General features: G+C 45.3%; 22 protein-coding genes. 14 read left to right on the forward strand and 8 right to left on the reverse strand.

Going from position 1 to position 22392, the window contains the following annotated elements:
* Positions 1-103: 103 nt before the first annotated feature.
* Together EDC14_RS21535 and EDC14_RS21540 are read right to left on the reverse strand one after the other, a co-directional pair.
* Positions 104-1354, reverse strand: a complete 1251-nt coding sequence (locus tag EDC14_RS21535; protein WP_165908213.1) for a DUF3794 domain-containing protein — start codon at positions 1352-1354, stop codon at positions 104-106.
* A 93-nt stretch (positions 1355-1447) separates the two neighbouring features.
* Positions 1448-1651 (reverse strand): hypothetical protein, encoded by a 204-nt coding sequence (locus EDC14_RS21540; protein WP_132016387.1) that lies wholly within the window; start codon positions 1649-1651, stop codon positions 1448-1450.
* A gap of 261 nt (positions 1652-1912) precedes the next feature.
* On the opposite strand from EDC14_RS21540, the gene EDC14_RS21545 reads away from it, so the two are divergent.
* The 4 genes from EDC14_RS21545 (at position 1913) to EDC14_RS21560 (ending at position 6239) form a co-directional block, all read left to right on the forward strand.
* Positions 1913-2917: a glycosyltransferase gene (locus EDC14_RS21545; protein ID WP_132016388.1), complete on the forward strand. Its 1005-nt coding sequence runs from the start codon at positions 1913-1915 to the stop codon at positions 2915-2917.
* A gap of 30 nt (positions 2918-2947) precedes the next feature.
* Positions 2948-3622, forward strand: a complete 675-nt coding sequence (locus tag EDC14_RS21550; RefSeq protein ID WP_243663067.1) for a GT-D fold domain-containing protein — start codon at positions 2948-2950, stop codon at positions 3620-3622.
* 538 nt (positions 3623-4160) lie between these two features.
* Entirely contained in the window at positions 4161-5135 is a 975-nt protein-coding gene (locus tag EDC14_RS21555; protein WP_132016390.1) for a glycosyltransferase family protein, read from the forward strand.
* Between the two features lie 138 nt (positions 5136-5273).
* Positions 5274-6239, forward strand: a complete 966-nt coding sequence (locus EDC14_RS21560; protein ID WP_165908214.1) for a glycosyltransferase family protein — start codon at positions 5274-5276, stop codon at positions 6237-6239.
* 33 nt (positions 6240-6272) lie between these two features.
* Here EDC14_RS21560 and EDC14_RS21565 read toward each other — a convergent pair whose 3' ends face one another.
* Positions 6273-7010, reverse strand: a complete 738-nt coding sequence (locus EDC14_RS21565; RefSeq protein WP_243663065.1) for a 3D domain-containing protein — start codon at positions 7008-7010, stop codon at positions 6273-6275.
* 509 nt (positions 7011-7519) lie between these two features.
* Between EDC14_RS21565 and EDC14_RS21570 the strand changes: the two genes are divergently transcribed.
* Positions 7520-8644: a DegT/DnrJ/EryC1/StrS family aminotransferase gene (locus tag EDC14_RS21570; protein ID WP_132016393.1), complete on the forward strand. Its 1125-nt coding sequence runs from the start codon at positions 7520-7522 to the stop codon at positions 8642-8644.
* 51 nt (positions 8645-8695) lie between these two features.
* Positions 8696-9820, forward strand: a complete 1125-nt coding sequence (locus tag EDC14_RS21575) for a DegT/DnrJ/EryC1/StrS family aminotransferase (protein WP_132016394.1) — start codon at positions 8696-8698, stop codon at positions 9818-9820.
* 143 nt (positions 9821-9963) lie between these two features.
* On the opposite strand, the gene neuC is transcribed toward EDC14_RS21575, so the two are convergent.
* Entirely contained in the window at positions 9964-11097 is a 1134-nt protein-coding gene (gene neuC / locus EDC14_RS21580) for a UDP-N-acetylglucosamine 2-epimerase (RefSeq protein ID WP_132016395.1), read from the reverse strand.
* Between the two features lie 60 nt (positions 11098-11157).
* Entirely contained in the window at positions 11158-11796 is a 639-nt protein-coding gene (locus EDC14_RS21585) for an acetyltransferase (protein ID WP_132016396.1), read from the reverse strand.
* Positions 11797-12014: 218 nt separating this feature from the next.
* On the opposite strand from EDC14_RS21585, the gene EDC14_RS21590 reads away from it, so the two are divergent.
* From EDC14_RS21590 to EDC14_RS21605, 4 genes are all read left to right on the forward strand, one after another.
* Complete coding sequence (locus EDC14_RS21590) at positions 12015-12572, forward strand: GNAT family N-acetyltransferase (protein ID WP_132016397.1); 558 nt, start codon at positions 12015-12017, stop codon at positions 12570-12572.
* A gap of 130 nt (positions 12573-12702) precedes the next feature.
* A complete protein-coding gene (locus EDC14_RS21595; RefSeq protein WP_132016398.1) occupies positions 12703-13908 on the forward strand; it encodes a glycosyltransferase family 4 protein in 1206 nt (401 codons plus the stop codon).
* Between the two features lie 3 nt (positions 13909-13911).
* Complete coding sequence (locus tag EDC14_RS21600; protein WP_132016399.1) at positions 13912-14661, forward strand: glycosyltransferase; 750 nt, start codon at positions 13912-13914, stop codon at positions 14659-14661.
* A gap of 47 nt (positions 14662-14708) precedes the next feature.
* Positions 14709-15611, forward strand: coding sequence for a glycosyltransferase family protein (locus EDC14_RS21605; protein WP_132016400.1), 903 nt, complete (start codon positions 14709-14711; stop codon positions 15609-15611).
* Here the strand turns inward: EDC14_RS21605 and EDC14_RS21610 are convergent.
* Positions 15600-16460, reverse strand: coding sequence for a glycosyltransferase family protein (locus tag EDC14_RS21610; RefSeq protein WP_132016401.1), 861 nt, complete (start codon positions 16458-16460; stop codon positions 15600-15602). The genes EDC14_RS21605 and EDC14_RS21610 overlap by 12 nt on opposite strands.
* 80 nt (positions 16461-16540) lie before the next feature.
* Positions 16541-17419, reverse strand: a complete 879-nt coding sequence (locus EDC14_RS21615; RefSeq protein WP_132016402.1) for a glycosyltransferase family protein — start codon at positions 17417-17419, stop codon at positions 16541-16543.
* 174 nt (positions 17420-17593) lie between these two features.
* Between EDC14_RS21615 and EDC14_RS21620 the strand changes: the two genes are divergently transcribed.
* The 4 genes from EDC14_RS21620 to EDC14_RS21635 all read left to right on the forward strand — a co-directional run bounded on the left by EDC14_RS21620 (position 17594) and on the right by EDC14_RS21635 (position 20686).
* Positions 17594-18607 (forward strand): polysaccharide biosynthesis protein, encoded by a 1014-nt coding sequence (locus EDC14_RS21620; RefSeq protein ID WP_165908215.1) that lies wholly within the window; start codon positions 17594-17596, stop codon positions 18605-18607.
* A complete protein-coding gene (locus EDC14_RS21625) occupies positions 18582-19520 on the forward strand; it encodes an SDR family oxidoreductase (RefSeq protein WP_132016404.1) in 939 nt (312 codons plus the stop codon). Before EDC14_RS21620 ends, EDC14_RS21625 begins: the two co-directional genes overlap by 26 nt.
* Positions 19486-19827 carry a polysaccharide biosynthesis C-terminal domain-containing protein gene (locus EDC14_RS21630; RefSeq protein ID WP_165908216.1) on the forward strand — a complete coding sequence of 114 codons (342 nt, stop codon included), beginning with the start codon at positions 19486-19488 and terminating at the stop codon, positions 19825-19827. The genes EDC14_RS21625 and EDC14_RS21630 overlap by 35 nt, the downstream gene beginning before the upstream one ends.
* A gap of 142 nt (positions 19828-19969) precedes the next feature.
* Entirely contained in the window at positions 19970-20686 is a 717-nt protein-coding gene (locus tag EDC14_RS21635) for a glycosyltransferase (protein ID WP_132016406.1), read from the forward strand.
* A gap of 671 nt (positions 20687-21357) precedes the next feature.
* On the opposite strand, the gene EDC14_RS21640 is transcribed toward EDC14_RS21635, so the two are convergent.
* Positions 21358-22302 (reverse strand): NAD-dependent epimerase/dehydratase family protein, encoded by a 945-nt coding sequence (locus tag EDC14_RS21640; RefSeq protein ID WP_132016407.1) that lies wholly within the window; start codon positions 22300-22302, stop codon positions 21358-21360.
* Positions 22303-22392 lie beyond the last annotated feature (90 nt).

Raw genomic sequence — 22392 nt, forward strand, 5'->3', positions numbered from 1 at the left:
CAGTTTAGATACTGTACTTACGAGCTTACAAATATTTCGCCGTAAAAAAAGAAACAGGCTGTTCCAAGGGGAACAACCTGAACGGGATGGATGGATAGACCGATCAGAAATAGTAAGGCCCGACAATTTGTACCGATAGTTGTTGAGTTTCGGTCACTTTCACAAAGAACTCGATAACCACTTTCTGTCGCAGGCTGGTGCTGTTCTCCAGCTCAAAGAGGATGGTTTCGATTTGCGAGGCGACATGAACGTTCATGCCCGGTGTAGCACCGATGATATCCACGAAGGTGCTGAAGGGGATGTCTTCGGCTTGATGATGTTCCAGATTATCGATCCCAATGAAGAAGATCTGCTTATGCAATGTTCCTTGAATAATAACTTTGTCTTTAATGACTTCGGTGCTAATATCGCGGATGCATGCCACAATCTCACGGATCTTGATGGTCTCGATCGGCAGCTGGAATACATTCTCAAGCAAGATTTGACGGGTATTCTCGCCGATGACCGTCTCCAACTTCAACAGAGCGCCGGGGCCCAAGACCACCGGGATTTGGACGCTCTCCGTCACTTTGGCGAAGAACTCGATGACCACTTTTTGGAGTAAGGTCACCGGATCCCGCAATTCAAAGTGGACAAATTCGACCGTCGGGACCACTTCCACATCCATGCCTGGAACGGCGCCCGGGACATCGACGAAAGTTGAGAAGTTTACATCCTCGGCCTGATGCAGTTCGATGTTATCCGTGCTGACATAGAAGATCTGCTTATGGATGACTCCTTGGATGATGACTTTATCGGCGATGACATGGGTGGTCAGATCGCGGATGCTCACGGTGATATCATCGATTTTGATCGACGCGTTCGCTAGAGTGACAAAATTCTCAAACAGCTCTTGTTTGGTATTTTCGCCAATGACTTGATCGACCCGTACCAGAGGACCTTCGCCGGTGAGTACATTCAGCTGCCGGCTCTCCGTTACCTTGACAAAGAATTCAATGACCACTTTCTGGTGAATAACAGTTGGGGAAAGCAGGCTAAAGATAACGGTTTCGATAACCGGATCGATCTGTACATTCATACAGGGTTCTGCGCCGGGAACGTCGACAAAAGTACTGAACGGTATATCCTCTGCTTGGTGGTGGACGATGTTATCTTCTCCTACAAAGAAGATTTGTTTGTGTAAAATCCCTTGGATGACCACTTTATCGGCAATTACATCAGTGGTTAAATCGCAGACTTTGGCGTTGATGTTCCGAACTTTAATCGCAGGAATCTCCAAAGTTACATTTTTCTCAATCAAGATTTGTTTGGTATTTTCGCCGATAACCACTTCTGCGCGAATCAAAGGGTCCATAAATTTCCCTCCTCGATATATTTCTATCATTTCTATCTAATCTTAATCTTCTACTGACCCAAAAAGAAAGATTGATTACCCTACTCCAACACCTCACTTATCGGATTTCTGATGACCGGTTCTACGATTGGGTTGGGTTAATTGATCATAGTTGCCGGGGGAAACAAGCGAGTCTCCCTCATTGATCTCACTTTCTTGAACCATGCGCCGATTGTGGTGTTTGACCAGCCATGCCGTTAGAACAATCATGATCAGCGCGTAAACGATCAATCCCAGCAATAATGACAAACCCACCATCAAAATCCTCCAAAATGATCGCTGCCAATCTCCGGCTTTTTGCTAATATAATATATGTGCCGATAAGCCGTTGTGCGCATGGAAGAGGTTTTTATTTCAATGAAGTTCATTTTTTTACAATGCCATCCGGCTTGAAACATTTTAACGGCCGACTTGGCCGGGAAGCCCGCCTTTCGAAAATAATTTAGAGTCCACTCATTCCCAGGGCACCCGTAGTCTATTTTCCCGGCAACTTTCATACGTTGTACAGCGAGGTGTCCCATGCTGACCTTTTTATACCCCCCGACCATTGACTGGTTCTATCTTTATCAGCGCCCCCAACAGCTTTTTGCGGCATTCGCCCGGTTGGGATGCAAGGCCATCTTCTGTAACTATCCGCACTATATTCCGCAGGACTCCGGAGTGCAGCTCCTGGCGCCCGGGCTTTTTTTGGTCAATCGCGCCGATCCCAACTTGGTCCCCAGGGATGAGGAGCCGCTACTTTGGATCACTTATCCGCCGCACGTCCGGACTTTGGACCGCTATCCCCATCGCGCGGTGCTCTTCGATGCCGTGGATGAACCGACCGAAGAATTCAGCCATTGGCAAGCGAGCGCGGCGGAGATTGTGGACCGCAGCGTTCTGGTATTCGCCAGTTCCGGAAAGATCGTCGAATATTACGCAGGGTTCGGCCGGCCGGTTTATTTGGTGCCAAACGGCGTGGACTACGAACATTTTTCCCAAAATAAGACCGCTGCCGTTCCGTTTGATCTGAGGCGGATTCCCCGGCCGCGGGTCTGTTATTCCGGGGCATTGGCCCAATGGGTTGACTGGGAGATGGTGGCCGATGCTGCCCGTCAAGCTCCAAAAATTTCGTTTGTGTTTGTGGGGCCCAGTCTTGGCGCGCTGAAACTGCCGGCTGCACCGAACCTTTATTATTTGGGAATCAAGCCCTACGCGGTTCTCCCTTCCTATTTACACCATTGTGACGTGCTGATGATTCCGTTCCGGATATCATCCATGACCCGGGCATGTAATCCGATTAAATTCTGGGAGTACCTGGCGACCGGCATACCGATTGTCAGCACCTCTCTTCCCGAGGTCGCCGCCTTTGAGGGGGTTGGGATCGCCGATGGCGCGGCAGAGTTTATCGAGGCGATTCAAGCCGCTTTGGCCACCGGGCAGGACCAGGCGGCGAAAGCGCAACGGATGAAACTGGCCCGGCAGAATGATTGGCAACAAAGAGCCCGGACCATCATTAGCCTGATTCGCCAACACGGCTTGTAACAAATCTGGTATCAATGAGGCAGAAGTGTGATGCGTATCGATCCCAGCCATTTTCTATCCCCGGAAAGCGTCGCGAGGAATATTCGGGAGGCTTTGGAACTGAAAAGACCTTTCGCTCTGGTGCGGGTCGGCGATGGCGAAGCCTTGGCGATGGCTCAGGATACGGTGTTGCCTCTGGATGAGATCAAAAAACAGGGGTTTTTACGCTATGCCGGAATCTCGGTGCCCGATCTGAAGGCCCGCGACGAACTGTTAACCATGCTTCCCCGGGCTGATCTGGTGGGACTGCCCCAGCGTTGGGATCTCCCCTACTTCGCTCCGCTGGTCGAGCAGATCCTGGAGCGCCATAACCTGGCATTACGGAATGTCTGCGACTGCTGCATCAATTACGCGCTCCATCAAGCCGGCCTGCTGTTGCCGCTCCTAGCGGGCCGCCGCATCCTGCTCATCGGCCGCCGTTCCCGGGAACTGGCTGGGATACTTCAGCAATATTACCAGATCCGGACCGTGGGCCGGCTGATTATTGACAATTACCGGCAGGTACCTCAGATCCTTCAACTCTGCCGGAATTATCAGTTCGATATCGCGTTTGTCGCGGCGGGAATCCCCGCGGTTACACTTTGCGTGAAGATCGCTTCCCACCTGGGGAAGGTGGCTTTGGATCTCGGCCATCTGGCGGACCGGATCATTGAGGAGTATTTATAGAAATTCGTTCAATCAATATTAAAATCTAATAAGACACCTTTTTTGTTTCTCAACCTCGCTTTTTATTCGAAAATTATATTTCTAGGGTGGACGTTTTCGTTTTGTTACCTTGCAAAATACATTTGCATGTTCGTTTATCCATTCGGACGGTCGCAAATTGATTTTACATGATGCCAAATTCAATTTGGATGAGTAAAAAACCAATTTGCCTGATGGCAATTTCATTTTGTCATCGGGCAAATCCGACGAGCCGGATCACAATGGGGATTTGGCAGCTTGAATTTTCATTTTCCGGGTTGAAATTTGGATTTTCTGATAATTTTTGATTCATTCGCATTTTTATGATTAAACTTAACGAACCGCTAGTTTTTATGCCATTTCCATGAATCAAGTTTTTTCACCCCCTCCCTCACATCTGGCTAGAGTGCTTCCGTTGCGTCCTGCAAGAACTCCCCTGCAATCCCGCAAATGATGGATCTTGGAAACCGATTCAGGGATCCCGCTCATACAATAGTAGCAAACCTGAAAGGAGCTTCCGATGATTCCTAGCAATGCCAAGCCTCAGCGCGTCTTGAACATTCTTTTGTTGGGCGAGATTCACAATTTTATCCCCGGCATGTACAGGCCGTATCTCGCTTTTTACTATAAATACTTTAAGGAGTTGGGCCATCGTGTGCTGAGCGTCTGCTCCCTGGGGGATATCCGGATCAACGGTCCATGTACGTATCAGCAGCACATTCTGCCCTATTTGAAGGGTTTCCAGCCGGATCTGATCATCTTTGGTGAAAGCTATCCCTTTTCTCAGTATTTCCAGTATCAGAGCTTGCGGCAGTCCATCCGGGTTCCCACTGTCTTTATCTCCATCGACACCTTGTTCCGCCACCGGGAACATGCCCGGATCGGGAACTACTTTGATTTTGTCTTTATCAGCGATCGAGACTTTCTAGGGTATTTTCGGCAGAATTGTCGCTCGAAAACTTTTTGTCTGCCTTATGCCTGCGATCCGGATGTCCACCGCAGCCAGTTTGCAAACGAAATCACCGATCTGGCTTTTATCGGCACCGCCTGGTCCCGTCCCATCTACTATCAGGACCGGATTCAATACCTGAATGAATTTCAAAAACTGTTTCACTGCGACTTTCATGAGACAACCACCGAAGCGGAAGCCGTCCAGATCTATTCCAAGGCCAAAATCATCTTTAACTTCGGCCCATTCAACGGCGTCAACGCCCGAATCTTCGAGGCCATGAGCTACGGGAAGCTTCTATTGACCAATCGGACCAATTCATTGAAGGGATATTTCGAAGATCTGATCCATCTGGTCTTTTATCGCGACCTGCCTGATGCCATCCGTTTAACCCGGTTTTTCCTGAATCACCCGCTCGAACGGCGCCAGATTGCCGCCCGCGGCCAAAGCCAGGTTTGGAAGAAACATACTTTTTATCACCGGGTTGTTTACCTGCTGCTCAAGGTCTTTGGAACGACGATTTACGCCAATAACCGCGGCCGTTAACAGCGGCTCTGCGAAAAAAAAGGCTGTCATCCGGGAACCCCAGTCCCAAAAATCGGGCCGATCTCACCATGGCTTTTCGAAACGATGGCCATATACTGTATTATTCGAGTATACTTTGGAGTATTCAGAGGTGCCATTATGTTACCCAGCAATATCCGCCCGCATCGCAGCCGCCGCATTCTTTTCATCGGCGACATTTATGATAAATACTATTCCTATCATTATTACAAGTTCTTCACCCGAATGGGTCACCAGCTCATGACAGTCTGCCCGACCGGCAACATTCCGGTAAATGGGGTCTTTAGTTTTCGCAAGACGATCCTGCCGCTACTTCAGGTGAACGGCTTCGTCCCGGACCTGGTTATAGCCGCTGAAAGCCCTCCTTGTTATTGGGCCAACTATCAGGAGTTACGGAAATGGCTCCATGCGCCGATGGTTTTTTTATCGTTTGACACGGCCCTGCGCCATCGCGAGCACGCCATCTTTGGCAATGATTTCGATATGGTATTCATTTCGCAGCAAGATTATTTGGATTATTTTTATAAGAACTGCGGGGCGAAGACCTATTGGCTGCAATACGGCTGCGATCCTGAAGTTCACCAGCCTTTGAAAAATCAGGCAGAGATCTATGATCTGGCTTTTGCCGGATCGGCCTGGTGCTATCCGCGCGCTTATCAACGCCGCATCGATTATCTGACTGCCCTGCAAAAGGTGTTTTCGCTGAAGATTGGCGAAGGTTTCTGGGGTCATCAAGCAGCCGAATTATATGCGCAGTCGAGAATGATCTTTAATCTGGGCCTCCTAAATGGTGTCAACCCTCGGATTTATGAAGCCTTAAGCTACGGAAAACTCTTGTTGACCAACCGCACCCAGTCGCTGCAAGGAGTATTCGCCGACCATGTTCATCTGGTATTTTATGATAATTTAAACCATTTGGCCGCTTTGATCCGCCATTTTCTCCGCCAGCCGGATAAACGGCTGAAAATTGCCCAGCAAGGCCATTATAAAGCTTGGCTGAAACACACTTTTTATCACCGGGTCGATCAAGTATTGCGGCGGGTCTTTCAGGAGCAGATTTATGCTCCGATTCCTGAAAACGGCTGAGACGATTCAGTCGGGTAAAACACAGGCATCGGTTCATTCCAGAATATAAACTTTGACATTTTTCCTGCCATAATTCTTGGCCTCGCGATAGGTCACAAAACAAAGATCGATCCGGTTGCCGCGAATTGCGCCGCCGATATCCGCCGCTTCCGCATGACCGTAGCCTTCGATATACAGCATGGTCCCCAGGGCAATGACTCGCGGATCAACCGCGACGATGCCGCGAGTGGCTTTTTTACCGGTAAAGGTGAAGCCGGTCGAATATTTCCCGGTACATTCGGGTCCCGGGTAATACGCGGTCGCTTCCATGATCTTGGCATAACGATACAGGAAATTGCCTCTTCCGGTGATGAGCAACCGGGATATCGGCAGAATCTTTACAATTTTGGCTTCGTTGGTTTTGGGAAAGTAACGGACGACGAGAACCCACTCTCTTGAATGCAGCAAATGATCCGCCAGTTTCAAACGGTAAACCTGTAAAATCGAACCGGCAATATGCGGCGCGGACTGGAATATCTTGACCGGCAGATAATTAATCTCCAGCATGGCGATACCCTGCTCCGGATTGACCAATGGCGAAAGATCCAGGAGTGGCGTGGTTCCCTGAACATTTTGGTTGGTATGGAACCGGAAACTTTGGAATGATTGATTCACCGGGAAGCTCTGAATCAGCAAATGATTGAATCGCAGATGAAAAGGAAATGCCGAGATGGAATTGGCCACTCGTTGAAAAGGCACCGGATTGGCAGACTCAGCGGGTTGTTCAAGCAACCATTGATTTCCGGGGTTTCCCATAGTCGGTCGCCAACTTGATTCGACGCCATCGACTTTAAGCTGGATGCGTGATTTGGGCAGTCCGACCAGCAACAGGCTACTTAGCGACAACCCGATTCCAAAGCCCAATGTTATAAAAAAACGGTGAAAGTTATGACTTTCGTTATAATTCCCCATTATTCACCACACCAAACCTGCAGCATTTAGCGCCCGCTGTTCCGATTTGCCACCGCTGATCGAAAAGGACCGTAGTAAGAAACCACAGAGTCAAATTCAGTGTATGAATAACAATGCCATCGGGTTACTTTTCGGGATAAAATCCTCCATTTGTTATCCGTCAGAGGCACCTTGTTTAAAGTATTTCTGTTAAATGGCACAATCGAACCTGTTTCCTTTCCATCTCAATCGTCAGGCGCATAACTTATAATAATGATTTGGTTTTTGATTAGTAGCCGTTAGGTCCAGAACTGCATCTTTAAGAATTGGATTGAAAGAAGGACTGATAGATGATTCCGTTATCAAAACCGGATATCACCGAACGTGAAATTGAGCGGGTCACCGCCGTATTACGCTCCGATCATCTCAGCTGCGGACCGGTCATCCGGGAATTTGAAACCAAATTGGCCACAGTAGCCGGTACCCGATACGCGGTAGCAGTTAGTTCGGGAACAACTGCTCTCCATTTATTAATGCTTGCTTTGGGCATCGGTCCCGGGGACGAAGTCATCACCACTCCGTATAGTTTTATCTCATCGGCCAATTGCATTTTATATGTGGGAGCCAAGCCCGTCTTTTGTGATATCGTACCGGGAGGATTCAATATCGATCCTCAAGCGATTGCCGCCAAGATAACATCGAAAACCAAAGCGATTTTAGTGGTTCATGTTTTCGGCTTCCCCGCGGCCATGGACGAGATTTTAAAAATAGCCTCGGAACATGGAATTCCGGTGATCGAGGATGCCTGCGAAGCAATTGGCGCCCGAATTGACGGAAAACCCGTTGGGGGGCTGGGAGTTGCCGGGACTTTCGCATTTTATCCGAACAAGCAGATCACTACCGGAGAAGGCGGCGTAATTACCACCAATGATCCGTACATCGCGGAGTTAACTCGTAGCCTCGCCAATCAAGGCCGTTCTCATGACCGTCAATGGCTCCTTCATGAAAGAATGGGTTATAATTACCGTCTGAATGAACTATCAGCCGCGTTAGGCTGCGCTCAACTCGAACGGTTGGAAGCGATTTTGGCTGCCCGCTCAAGAGTTGCCGGATGGTATCAAGAGGCGTTACGCGATGAGCCGCTCCTCACACTGCCCAACCCTCTGGAATCGCCGAATACCCAAACGAGTTGGTTTGTTTATGTGGTCCGGTTTCACTCTCATCGGCTGCGGGAAATGATCGCCGAGGAACTGCAGAATCAAGGAGTTGAATGCCGTCCCTATTTTCCTGCCATTCATTTGCAACCCTTTTACCGAAGTTTTGGTTACGCCGAAGGCGACTTTCCGGAGACGGAAAAGGCAGCGGACACGGGCCTTGCGTTGCCCTTCTTCACTCGCATGACTCAATCTATGATCAATACGGTTGCCGCCATCCTCAAAAAATTCCTCCATGCAAAAGGGCCGCAACAGGATTAACCCGTGAGAATACAGCGGTTTTCAAGGATATGTTAGGAAGGATGAAAGACAATGACGATTCCTGTATTGAAACCGTCGATTACCGAAAAGGAAGTTCAGGCGGTTTGCGAAGTGATGCGTTCGGGTTGGATTGGGCTGGGACCCAAAACCGAGCTTTTCGAAAAGACATTTGCCCAAAGCATGGGCTCGCAATACTGCACCGGTTTAAACTCGTGTACCGCTGCGATCCATCTTGCCCTGGCATCGCTCGATCTTCAGCCGGATGACGAGGTGATTGTGACGCCGATGACCTTTGTCTCCACCGTGCATGCCATCCGCTATTGCGGGGCGAAACCGGTCTTTGCCGACATCCTTCCGGATACTCTTACGATCGCTCCGGAAGATGTGGCCGCAAAAATTACCAAACATACCCGGGCGATACTGGCGGTGGATATGGCCGGACATCCGGCCGAACTTGACGAGTTGCTGGATCTCGCGCGATTGCATGGATTAACACTCGTAGAGGATGCGGCTCATTCTTGTGGGGCTACCTACAAAAACCGCAAGATCGGCTCGATTGCACCTATCACCTGCTTCAGCTTTCATGCGGTGAAAAATCTGACTTGCGGGGAAGGCGGCGCAATTACTTGTCAAGAGGAGTGGCGGGACCGATGGTTTCGGGAAATGCGCTGGTTGGGAATTTCCAAAGATACCTGGTCCCGCACCGAGAATAATCTAACCTACCAATGGCGGTATTGGGTCCAAGAGATCGGTTTCAAATGTCACATGAATGATATTGCTGCCGCGATCGGCCTGGTTCAATTGGAACGTTTACCCGAACTGAATGCCATCCGCCGCCGGCTTGTTAGCCGCTATAATGAAGCTTTGAAAGATTTGACCTGGTTGACCACTCCGCTGGAACGAACCTATGCGCGTTCTGCTTGGCATTTATATCAAGTCAGACTTCCCGATGAAGAACGGCGGGACCGCTTTGTAACGCATCTGATTGAACGAGGAATTACTCCAGGCGTACATTATATCCCGAGTCACCGCCACCCTTGTTATCGGGGAGTGAAAGCAACTTGCCCGGTTGCGGATGTGGAATGGCTACGCTTGGTGACTCTACCCTTATTCCCCGATCTCAGTTTAATAGAGCAAGATCAGATCATCGATGCTATTCATGCTTTTAGGAGTTGAAGTAGAGGAATCCGGTAAAATAATTGTTTGAAACAGCGAAAAATGACGTAACCGTTCTATCATGAGGAGAACGATTGCGGCATTTTTTCTTATTTTGGTGAATGTATTCTGTCTATAGACGGCCAATGATAGGCCTTTACAAGCTATTGGGAAAAATCCTTGGTAAGCAGTTGGGGCGTGATGACAATCTTCTCCAAGGTATCTGCAATGATTCGTGCCGCTCCCTTGCAGTACGGCGTAGCCACAGCTGATTTTGATTGCTCACTGAGAATTTTGGACAATACAATTTGAAGTTCGGTTTCATCACCGGAGACATCGATGACCGAATCAGAGCGGGTTCTCCCTTTCTGTCGATTCCCGATATTAATTACCGGCAACCCAAAAGATGGAGCCTCAATAATTCCGCTGCTTGAATTGCCGATCATCAAACGGGCTCCGGCCATTAAGCCCAGATACAATCGGCGCGGCACATGGGGCACGAGTAATAAGTTCGGGGCATTCGTATAGTGGCTGATGACTCCCAACAGCGAATCCCGTCCGGCATCGGAGTTCGGTGAAAGGAGCACACATTGGCGACCGGTAGCCAGTATTGTCGTTAACATGGCTTGTAACTGAGATTTGCTCTCTGACTCTTCCCCGACCACCGGATGAAAAACCGCCAAGATATACTCCGGGGATAAAGTGGTATTCAAAGCCCGGGATAACTCTTCCCGGGTTACCTGATAACCCTGCTCGAGATCATCGAGTCCGGGAGCTCCGATCAGGAAGATTCGCTCTGCGACTTCCCCGTGATTTTGCAAACAAGCCGCGGCCTCCGGAGTGACTGGAAAATGAATATGAGCTAGCTTCGTAATGGCATGACGCAACGAATCGTCGATCGATCCGGAATGCTCTCCGCCATGGATATGAGCAACTACCACGCCCAGATGAGCTCCGGCGATAGCGCCCGCCAACATCTCCCCTCTATCCCCTAAAACCAAAAGAAACTGGGGCGCTAACGTTTCCAATGCTTGGGTAATTCCTAACAACCCAATGGCCAATGATTTAGCCATTGCACCCCGAGAATCATTCCGGAATAACATATCGATTCTTGCGGCGATGGGGTAGTTATCCTGTTCAATATCTGTAACCGTTCTGCCGAATTCCGCGGCCAGATGCATTCCGGTGACAATTAACTGCAGTTCAAACTCAGATCGGGATTTTAACTCCGCCAAAATTGGCCGGAAAAGACCATAATCAGCCCGTGTTCCTGTCAGAATTGCTATTTTTCGTTTCAAGCATCACTCTTCCTTCCCCATCTCATGAGCAAATTAAGACTGCCATTGTTATGAATCGGATTACCATTGCTGACGTTTGTGTAGGACACGGGCGGGAACGCCAGCAACTGTTGTATATGCAGGGACATCATCAATTACAGTACTGCCGGCCCCCACGAGACAATGCTCTCCAACGTGGATTCCAGGGAGGACATTGGCGCCAATACCTATCATGCTTTCGGAATCGATACAAACTCCTCCAGCTAACCGTACACCGGGACAGATATGGACATGATCGCCAATTTTGCAATCGTGATCAATAGAAGCCGCAGTGTTTACCAGACAGTTATTTCCGATCTCCGTTCCCGGTCCGATGAAGGCATGACCGCAAACCGTAATCGCTCGGCCTAATTTCGCAAAAGAGCTGATATATGCCCTAGGATGCACAAGAGATACGGTAGGAATTTCGGCATCCACCAGACGTTGATAAATCGCTCGCCGTGTCTGGTTGTCGCCAATCGCAATGACGACCTGATCGATGGATAATGTTTTCCAGCTGCGGAAAAGTTCATCGAGTGTACCTAAAACTGAGATTCCCAAAACCGGTCCCTGGGCAACGTTTTGGTCAAAAAATCCAATAACGGTAGTGCCTTGCAAAGCCTTAAGCAGATCGAGAATTACTTTTCCCTGTCCACCAGCGCCAATAATTGCAGTTCGCATCGTTTCGCAACTCCATCGTATTCAGTCAATGTATTGTATGAGTTTTCAGTCATCGTAGTGATAGCGAAAAATTGTGTCAAAAACTCGTGATGATTAATATCTTTTTATGGACGATAAAAGTTTTTCCCGCTAGAGGCTTGATAATGGCATCACTTGTCCATTCGGGAAAGCAACGATGCCATAGAAGAGCTGAAATTTTGTGGAAATGAGGAAAATGCATGGAGCTTCGGGGCGAAAGAATCATTTTAAAAAATTTAGAGCTAGAAGACTTGACCGATCGACATCGTTGGCTAAATAACCCAGAAGTGACCCGGTTTTTTACCAATCAAGGCTCCTTCCCACTCTCTCAAACAGAGATGGTACAATGGTTCAACACCACAGTCACCCGGTCTCAAGAAGAAATTCATTTAGCGATCTGGACCAATCATGGTAAACATATTGGTGGCGCCCAGTTAAAAGCCATTGACTGGAGGAACCGCGGCGCTGAATTGGGCGTTTTTATCGGCGAAATAAGTGAGTGGGGAAAAGGAGTGGCGACAGAAGCAACTCAATTGCTCCTTCAATACGGTTTTTTGACTTTGGGCCTCCATCGAATTTGGCTGCGAGTTGATTCAGAAAATGTGGCTGCTATCCATTGTTATCAAAAAAACGGTTTCCGGACTGACGGTATCTTCCGGGACGAAGTTTATCGAAATGGTGGATTTCATGATTCTCTGGTAATGAGTATTTTAAAAGAAGAATTCATGATTTCAATCAATCAAGATGAAAAAAAATAATTGTTTTTTTAAACATCAAAGTACCGGCCATTTAGCCTACTTACAAAGCAAAATCATTAATGGGTTACATACTAGTGATGAATGTGCTGATTCGTCAACAGTATCATTCCATAAATAAGCGGGGTCCCGTATGAAAGTTAAAATCGTATTCTGTAATCATTATGCCCGCCCTGGTTGGTTGGACGGTGCCGAAGTCAGTTTGTTGCAGATTATAAGTGCGCTTCCAGCCAATCAATTTGAAAAAATTTTGGTCACCCCTACAATGGGAGAAATGCCCCAGTTAGCCCAGAAACTTGGCGTCACGGTTCATGTTTCCCCTCTTAGCTTGGTATGGTCAATGGGTGGAATTTCTAAATATAATAAGGGACGTTATTCAGGTATTCAACAGCACATAAAATACTTATTGTCGGCCGAGAATGCCGAAATTTTTCGTTTTAAACGTTTTCTAATGTCCATTCAGCCTCAATTGCTTTTCATAAATACCGGAGTCAATGTTTTACCGGCAATAATTGGAAAACGGTTAGGCATTCAAACCGTCTGGTTTCCAAGGGAATATTTCCGGGAGGATTTTGCAGAAACATTTCAAGTTCTCAATCAGTTTAGTGATCAAATCTGGGTGGCGTCGGCGGCGATGGAAAATTTGTTGCATTCTTCAGCACAATTATCGGTAAAACTTCTAAGAGTCCCTAATTTCATCGATTTAGCCAACCTAGAGGAATCTCAGTGGGCCAACCAACGCCAAACACTTAGGAATCGCTACGGACTTTCACCTAACCAAACTGCAATTTGTTATTGGAGCTCAATTTCTCCTCTCAAAGGAATTTCTGATTTTATCCAGATGGCACACCGATTGAGAGAACAACACAGCCAAAATATAAAATTTTTTGTGGCGGGCTCTGCCAGTCAAGATCTTTATTTACAACAAGCAATCGCCCAAAGTAAAGCATTAGGACTCGAAAATGAGCTGTTTTTTGTTGGATTTTTCCCATGTTCCCAATATTTCTTGCCAGGGATGGATATTGTAGTTCATCCGAGTCGATTTAATGAAACTTTTTCGCGCACAGCATTGGATGCCATGAGCTTTCGCAAGCCGATTGTAGCCTATAATAGTGGAGCGATTAGTGAATTAGTCCGACAGGACGTTACTGGGTTTTTGGTTTCAAAAGGAGATATCATGGGTTTATGTAACTTTTGTTCGATGTTGATTGTCAACCCAGAACTTCGTCAATTAATGGGAAATTCTGGTCGTCAAATGGTTGAAAACCATTATTCCACGGCCCAAGTCCTACCATTGATGCTTAATGCTTTTTCTAAGCTTTTACAACTGAGGAGGTAATTGATGGGTATAGTAACATATAATTCGAATCAATATGGCTTTACATCTACCAGTCGCTCTTTAGTGAGTGTGATAATTCCTGTTTATAATCATGAAGAATTCGTCGGGCAAGCAATCCAAAGTGTTTTATCCCAGAATTATAATCCGATCGAGATATTGGTAGTTGATGATGGATCTACCGATAATACCCGAAAGATAGTACAAAGTTTCGGTAGCCATATTCGCTATATTTACAAGAATAATGGTGGTACTTCCAGTGCACTCAATGTTGGCATCAAATCTGCCCGTGGGAACTACATCTGTTGGTTGAGTTCAGATGACTTGTTTCTACAAACCAAAGTACAAAAACAGATTAGGATGTTTCAAATCCATTCAGGTCTCGGAATGATTTATACGGATTGGTATGAAACTGATGAAAATGCAAATATTACTAAGCTTTATCGTTCTCCGGAGTTGTTGACTCGAAGAGAAGCAGCGCTTACCTTATTGAAAGGTAACTGCATTAATGGCTCGACCATTATGGTTAAAGCCGAGTGTTTTAAAAAAGTCGGCTATTTTAAAGAGAATTATATTCAAGCCCATGATCATGAAATGTGGTTGCGGTTATGCCGGTATTACCGTTTCGGTCATATTCACGAACCATTGTTGTTATACCGACGTCATCATAAAAACTTAAGTTTACAACCGGATCCAGATCACGAACGGCACCATTTTGAAATGTATCAAGAAGCCAAGGCGTTTTTTAGGTTTTAATTGCCTACGCCGATTGACTGGACAAAATCAATAAAAGGTGAGTATTAATGATAAATACCCCGGTCGTAACCGAGCCTAACGAAAAAAAATTTCTGCTTCTAGGATACGGTGATAATCCTGCGACTCCGGGAAGATTTTTAGCAGATGGCTTGCGGGCAATTCACCAATGGATTAAAGTTTTTCATAGTAGTATCGATTTAGCCAAAATTGACCTGACTCGGTGCGCTGGAATCATTATTATCGATTGTCCGTCCCGCCCCCCGGTAAAAGTAAAAAACTTAAATCTTGCCAAGAAACTTCCCAAGATATACTGGACCTATCATGGAAAGCATATTTTAAACCAAAATATTCAGCTAATTAAGATGTATCAAACCGATTTGGTTCTTATGTCCAGTTGCTTGAATCTCTCTAAAAAAATTCCGGCACCGGTGGAGTTTTTCCCACTGGCGATCCCGGTTAATTTTTTTAATGGTGGTCCTCCGCTTAATTCTCGGGAGTATGATATTAGTTTCGTAGGAAACACCAAAGGTATGCTTTATGCGCAACGAAAAGAGAGTTTGAAACTCATACGCCAGTATTTTTCAGATCATAATCTGATTTTTACGCAAGGGGTTTTTCTACAAGATCTGGCTGCGTTGTACCAGAAAAGCAAGATTGTTTATAATGATTCCGTCAATCAAACCTTGACACTAAGAATTTTTGAAGGAATCGGAGCAAAATCTTTGGTGGTTAGTGATTCGTTACCTGAACAAGAACAATTGTTAATTCCCGACAAACATTATGTACGGTACTTTAATGAAGCAGATAAATTACGAAAAATTCGTTACTATCTTCATGAAATTGCGGAGGCCCAATTGATTGCAAATAATGGTTTTCATTGGGCGATGAAACATCATACTTTTGCTATTAGAGCGAGTCAATTGTTAAAAATTCTAAAGCTACAGTTGTAGAATAATTCTTTCTAGCAATCGAGCCCGATGGATATAAGTATGTTCAGTCATCACTTTTTGATAACCATTTTTTGCTATCTCTTGTGTCAGTCCCAAATTCGAAAGATAAAAAGCAATTTTGTTAATTAAATCTCTGGGATCATCGTATATCACATAATGGCGTCCGTTTTGACCTAACAACTCGATATTATGCGCATAATTTGTCAGCATTAGCGAACCAGCCGCCATCCCTTCGAACAACCGCATCGTTAATACATTGCCATAATTCCAATTGAAAACGATCCTACTGTCAGCATATATTTCCCCCATCTTTCTCAGAAAAACGCCGGTTTCAAACCGTAATCTTTGCTTGGGAAAGCTCTGTTGTATTAAATTTAAGAGATCATTGCGTTCTTGATAAATTTTAATAAATGATCCTACAAAAGAAATGTCGTATTTTCGTTCTGCCAATGGCAGTCGATTCGGTATATTGGTAGGATCGACTGCCATCGGAAATAACTGATAAGGGAGATGATACTGTTTGGCTAAATGTAATGAAGTGGCGAACAATAAATAATCAATTTTATTCACACGGGTAAAATTTAAATTATAAACAAGTCTGCTTTCCCCATGTAAAATCCAATATAAACGGGGAATTTTTACTCGATTGATATTCAGTATTTTAACGGCAGGACGATAAGGGCTTTCGATAAATAATACGACATCGTATAAATTCTGGTTAATCGTATTAAAGTCGATATATTCCGTATATAAATCGATTTTAAAACCAATGGATCGAAGGGCATCCTCTAAAAAACGGCCTGGATCAAACTCTACGTATGGATGAATAATGAGTAAGCTTTTTTTCACTTTTTTCTCCCACGTTTAAAGATGTCAATGAAGTTTTTCGAATAGACCAAAAAAGAAACTCTATCAACTGAAACCGGCTATCATCTCACATGCTTACTTAATATCCGTTCAAATTCACGGGCTCGGTGGATATAGGTGTGTCCGGACTGAATCATTTGATAGCCGTGCGTACAAACTTTTAGAAGCTTTGAAGGATTCGTCAAATAAAAATTAATTTTGTTTATAATGTCTTGATCATTCCGATAAATGACATAATGTAACCGGTTTTGCCCAAGATATTCGATTCCATTTGCATAATTCGTAAGTAATAAAGCCCCTCCCGCCATAGCTTCAAAAGGCCTGGCTGTCATGATATTCATATAGTTCCAATTGAAAACAATCTTACTGTTACCATAAACGCTACCAAGCTGGTCAAGATAGAGTCCTTGGCTAAATTTCAACCGCAAATTAGGAAAATGAGTTTGGATCAATTTTAATAAACGGTTTCGCTCCGCATAAAACGTAGCAGGTCCAAAACTGCCAACGAAGGATATATCAAAACTCCGCTTGATCAATGGACGATGATATGGAGCAAAATATCGCAAATCAACCGCCATCGGCAACGGATAGCATAAAATTCCGCCATAACGAGGAGCTAAATGATAAGAGTTGGATAACAGCATCACGTTAATCTGATATTCCCGTGACTTTTGAATATTGAAATCAAGCCGGCTTTCTCCATGAACTATCCAATAAAACTTGGGAATTCTCACTTTTTGAATATTCAGAACTGGATTTGGCGCTTTCCAAGGGCTTTCAATAAATAATACAGCATCATATAGATTTTGGTTTATAAAATTAAAATCCACCCCATGATCGCACAAAGTATACTGAAAGCCAATTGCGCGCAATGCATCTTCAAAAAATCGTCCCGGTTCATACGGTGTAAAAGGATGAACGATTAAAATATTTCTCTTCATGATCGCTCCAAGGTTTTTTTCTTATATCATATGACATAGAATCAGCTGGATTTACAGGACTCCCGTATAAATTGGTTATCGCGAGTTTTCATTTGACTATTGCCTGGTTCGGGTCTTGTTTTAAAGAATATACTGTACTAACCGTAATACATAAAGCCCAAAGAGGTGACCTCATTGTTTAACGGTAAAAAGATTCTTATTACAGGAGGAACCGGTTCCTTCGGCCACCAAATCCTACAACGCCTGGTTGATTTGCATCCGGATGAAATCCGGGTCTTTAGCCGCGATGAAAAAAAGCAAGACGACTTAAGAAAATTGTATAGTGAGTTTCCATTTGTGAAATTCATTATCGGGGATGTTCGGGATCGCTCCTCCTTAAAAGAAAGTCTCAATGGAGTTCATTATGTATTTCATGCTGCGGCCCTTAAACAAGTTCCTTCGTGTGAATACAATGTTCGTCAGGCGATACTGACAAACGTTGAAGGAGCTCAAAACTTGGTTGAGGCAGCCATTGAAAACGGTGTCGAAAAAGTTATCGCAATAAGCACTGACAAAGCTGTCAAACCCGTCAATGTCATGGGAATGACAAAAGCATTGCAAGAAAAAATTATGACCATCGCGAATCAAGGGCAACAACGAACGGTTTTTGCTTGTGTTCGCTATGGGAATGTCATCGGTTCCCGCGGGTCGGTTATACCACACTTTATCCACTTAATCCGGAACCATGAAAATCTGACCATTACAGACTATCAAATGACGCGGTTTGTGATTAAACTCGATGAAGCGATCGATCTTGTCTTTAAAGCGCTGGAATTGAGTATCGGAGGTGAAATTTTTGTCAAAAAGTTACCGGGCATAAAGATTATCGATTTGGCTGAGACCATGCTTGAGGAACTTGACACTTCCAAACAGTTACGTGTGGAAAAAATGGGTGTCAGACCGGGCGAGAAAATTCATGAGGTATTAGTTTCGGAAGAAGAATCACTCCGGACCGTAGAAGACGAGGATTATTTCGTGATCCTGCCCAAGGTTTCGTTGCCGATATCGTATCAAATCTACAATCATCTTAATAAAATGATCTCCGGGGAGTATAGCTCCGACAAGACTACTCCTCTTTCGAAAGCAGAAATACGCAAAGTTCTTCAAGAAGAAGGATGGTTGAATGAGAACCTTAATCACTGGTGCTAACGGTATGCTAGGTCACCGCATGGCACTGGAGTTCGCTGCTAGGTTCGATACTCTTGTCACGCAATATGGAGAACCTACATATATTCCGGGCTGCCGGGATCTTTTTATTGACATTACCAAGCCGATTATTCCATCATTCCAAGTCGATTTGGTGGTTCACACCGCGGCTTTGACCGATGTTGATTATTGCCAGAAACATTGGGAAGAAGCATGGCTTGTTAATTTCGATGGTACCAAAAACCTTTTGAAAGCTTTTCCCGAGGCCAGATTCGTCTATATCTCAACTGATTTCGTTTTTGACGGAGTTTCCGGTAATTATTCCGAAAATGCTCTTCCCCATCCCATCAATGTTTATGCAAAATCTAAATATGCGGCGGAACAGCTTTTACCGGATAATAGCCTGATTGTCCGCACCTGTATCTTTGGAAACAATTTGCAGAGCAATAAAGAAAGCCTCCCAGAAAAGATCGTTAAAAAACTTCAAAAAAATCAACCCGTATCGCTATTTTCCGATCTCTTCTCCACTCCACTTTATACCGGCTGTTTGACAAAGCTTGTCTTGCAGGCAGTGGAACGGAATTTGACCGGCATTTGGAATTTAGCGGGTGCACAAAGGGTATCAAAATATGAGATGGGTCTAAAACTTGCTGAAGTTTATGGTTTGAACCCTAATTTAATCATTCCCATTTCCGTAAATGACTTTCAGTTTGAGGCGCCAAGACCTCGCGATGTCAGCCTAAATACAACAAAAATTTCCGCCACCTTTGGCCACCCTCCGCCAACGGTGGCCGAAAGCTTAAAATGCTTCAAGGAGGAACAAGAGAGTGAATATCAAAAGTCGATTGTTGGACGAAAAATCGGATCCTCGGGGACGATTGTTGGAGGTTTTTCCGGGAACACAATTCGGACGTGACGATTGGGGTTTAATCTATCTATTTACAATGAATTCTGGTGCAAAACGCGGTAACCATTACCATCTTAACAAGAATGAATGGTTCTTTCTGGCCCAGGGTGAAGTGGATCTGGTTGTTAGAGATACTCATAGCTTAGAGCAAGCTACTAAACATCTTTCGGCAAACACTCCTGAAGTTGTTTCAATTCCAGCAGGTGTGGCTCATGCTTTGGTAAATACTCATTCCGAAACGGCGATTCTCATTGCCTATATTGACAAAGAATTTGACCCCGCTCAGCCGGATACCTACCATTTAGAAGTCATTTAGGAGCGTTGTGATAAACCCTGTCCGAAGGCCAGGGTGAACACAAAAGCTCAGAGAAGCAAGGGATAAAGTCGATTTTTAATCCTTTGAAAGAGTGATTTCCGAATTTGAGGACTTTATCACATGGCTTTTAGGAGGAATTTTATTGTCAAAACCCGTCATTGCTTGTAGTATGAGAATCAAAAACGTTGCGATGTGGATCGGAGATTCATTATCCGAAACCTCGAAGCTGGCTGACCATATCGTCATTCTCGATGATGGTTCAACGGATAATACGCCCAGCATCTGTCGTAAGTTTCCCAAGGTTCGTTATTATCGACAGTTTTGTTCCATATCGGATCAAGTGCGTGATAAGAACAAACTTTTAAAATATACCTTAGCGCTCAACCCAGATTGGGTGCTCGCCCTTGATGGCGACGAGGTTCTGGAGAAAAAAGCCGCCTCCAAAATTTTGGATGAAATAGCCGAAATCGATCCGCAAAACCCTCAACACACTATTTTTCGTCTGCGGTTACTTTATTTTTGGAATGATCTCAACCATTATCGCAATGAAAATTCCAAGTGGGGCCAGTTTTGGAAGGACGCTTTATGGACCACGTGGGGTCAGAACTTAAACACGCTCCAGTTTTTGCCGTCAGGATTTGCAGAAAACCATCATTGCGGTCGTATTCCCAAAGGAATCGTCGGCAATCGCAAAGATATCGATGTTTGGGTGAAGCATTATGGTTATGTTTATTTTTGGCAACGGAAGCAAAAAGCCGAATTTTATCTCAGGACAGAGAAGAAACCAAGCTACCTGAATCTTATTAACGGCAACGCGGAAAAAGGGATGATCTTGGAAGAATGGAAGGAAAGAGTTTAAGACCATCATCGCGATGGTCTTTTTTGATTCAAGCATAAAAATTCGCTCGTTTGCCCAATTATATTGAGCTTTATCCGACGAATCCTCTTCCAAAATCCAAAGCTCGCTCCTTCTCCCTTGAGGAGGCGAGGGTTCTCACAAATTTTCCGTCGCAAAATCCTGCCGTACCCCAGTTCCGTCCTCCATCCCGGCCCTGCTAATATATCAGTCGATCATCCCTCATGTAAGGTATGGTCTTTCGTCCAACTAGGATATTCTTCATCCTTGTAAGGGATGTCATGATCCGTGTTAGGGATGCCTCGATCCTTTCAAAGGATCTTTCGATCCTTGTAAGGTATCCCTCCGTCCGTGTAAGGGATGGTCTTCATCCTTGTAAGGGATCCGGTGATCCTTTCATAGGATCTTCGGATCCTTTCTTCCCGAAACGTCATCCTAACTTCCCGGAGCCTTCGGGAACCATCCCCAAGGTTCCGGGATAAAGGACCAAACCTTCGGGAAGCTTCCCCAAACCTCCGGGAAAGAAGACGGAGGCTTCGGGAAGCATCTACAAGCCTTGAGAAAGCTTCCCCAAGGTTTGGGGAAGCTTCCCGGGTTCCCATCCCTGACATTCAACCGCATATTCCGGCTCTACCGGTTGGGTTTGACTACGAAAAAAGGAGAAGAAAGGTTTTTTACAGCTCTTCTAAAACCACCGGTACACGAACGGGCTCATAAATCGACTGCAACCAACGGATGGTATTAGGAATGCCCTCTTCCAACGGAATGCGGGGTGAATGTCCTAGTTCGGTGACTGCTTTGGTGATATCCGGACGTTTATTCACCGTATTATGGGTGTCTTCGGGTAAAATTTGAACGAGATCACGGCTGGCTCCCGTATATTGTAATACGAGTTCCGCCAGTTCTTCAACGCTCCGATACTCGTTTCCGCCGATGTTATAGACCCGTCCTGGCATAAACCGGTCAACGATGTTGGCGAGGGTTGGAATCAAGTCGTCAATATACATAAACACCCGGTGATAGTTTTTATAAACCTGAAATGGTTGATTATGCAAAGCGCGATAGCAAAAGAGGCAGACCACGCTGCGGTACGGGTGATATAATTCTCCCGGCCCATATGCGTTGAAGAGTCTCACCCGGATGGTGCTGGTATGGAATTTTTTTTGAAAATTAACGATTTGGAGTTCGTTTACCCATTTTGAGATGGCGTAATCATTATGTTGGAACAATGGTAATGTTTCCGGCAGCTCTTCATTGAGATACAAATTGCCTGGTTCACCGTAAATTTCAGAGGAACTGGTGAATATCAGCTTGAATCCCAGTCGTTGTTGAAATTCAAGAATATTGCGGGTTCCAATGACATTGGTCTTCCAGACTTGCTCATAATATTCTTCGCCGTTAATTCTGCCAAATTCAGCGGCTAAATGATAAACATAGTCATAATTCTGTTTGAATACCCTTTCCAGTTGGCGGTATTCGCTGATGTCAGCCCGGATGTAATTTGCCTCATTACAGTGTTGAAGATCTACCTGCCATACATCGTGGCCCCGCTTTATCAGCTCTTTCGTCAACGGTGTTCCGATCGTTCCTCGGCTTCCGGTAATCAAAATCTTAGCCATCGTCCTTCTCTCCTCCTTCAACAGTTAACCCCGAAAATAAATAAGGACCCAGACATATTATCCTATGAGGCATGCGATGATTTCGCCATG

The organism is Hydrogenispora ethanolica, from assembly GCF_004340685.1.
GTDB lineage: Bacteria > Bacillota > UBA4882 > UBA8346 > UBA8346 > Hydrogenispora > Hydrogenispora ethanolica.

Coding starts and splice junctions, on each gene's coding strand:
- EDC14_RS21535 (WP_165908213.1), bottom strand. CDS start 1,354: ATGGACCCTTTGATTCGCGCAGAAGTGGTTATCGGCGAAAATACCAAA.
- EDC14_RS21540 (WP_132016387.1), bottom strand. CDS start 1,651: ATGGTGGGTTTGTCATTATTGCTGGGATTGATCGTTTACGCGCTGATC.
- EDC14_RS21545 (WP_132016388.1), top strand. CDS start 1,913: ATGCTGACCTTTTTATACCCCCCGACCATTGACTGGTTCTATCTTTAT.
- EDC14_RS21550 (WP_243663067.1), top strand. CDS start 2,948: ATGCGTATCGATCCCAGCCATTTTCTATCCCCGGAAAGCGTCGCGAGG.
- EDC14_RS21555 (WP_132016390.1), top strand. CDS start 4,161: ATGATTCCTAGCAATGCCAAGCCTCAGCGCGTCTTGAACATTCTTTTG.
- EDC14_RS21560 (WP_165908214.1), top strand. CDS start 5,274: ATGTTACCCAGCAATATCCGCCCGCATCGCAGCCGCCGCATTCTTTTC.
- EDC14_RS21570 (WP_132016393.1), top strand. CDS start 7,520: ATGATTCCGTTATCAAAACCGGATATCACCGAACGTGAAATTGAGCGG.
- EDC14_RS21575 (WP_132016394.1), top strand. CDS start 8,696: ATGACGATTCCTGTATTGAAACCGTCGATTACCGAAAAGGAAGTTCAG.
- EDC14_RS21585 (WP_132016396.1), bottom strand. CDS start 11,796: ATGCGAACTGCAATTATTGGCGCTGGTGGACAGGGAAAAGTAATTCTC.
- EDC14_RS21590 (WP_132016397.1), top strand. CDS start 12,015: ATGGAGCTTCGGGGCGAAAGAATCATTTTAAAAAATTTAGAGCTAGAA.
- EDC14_RS21595 (WP_132016398.1), top strand. CDS start 12,703: ATGAAAGTTAAAATCGTATTCTGTAATCATTATGCCCGCCCTGGTTGG.
- EDC14_RS21600 (WP_132016399.1), top strand. CDS start 13,912: ATGGGTATAGTAACATATAATTCGAATCAATATGGCTTTACATCTACC.
- EDC14_RS21605 (WP_132016400.1), top strand. CDS start 14,709: ATGATAAATACCCCGGTCGTAACCGAGCCTAACGAAAAAAAATTTCTG.
- EDC14_RS21615 (WP_132016402.1), bottom strand. CDS start 17,419: ATGAAGAGAAATATTTTAATCGTTCATCCTTTTACACCGTATGAACCG.
- EDC14_RS21625 (WP_132016404.1), top strand. CDS start 18,582: ATGAGAACCTTAATCACTGGTGCTAACGGTATGCTAGGTCACCGCATG.
- EDC14_RS21640 (WP_132016407.1), bottom strand. CDS start 22,302: ATGGCTAAGATTTTGATTACCGGAAGCCGAGGAACGATCGGAACACCG.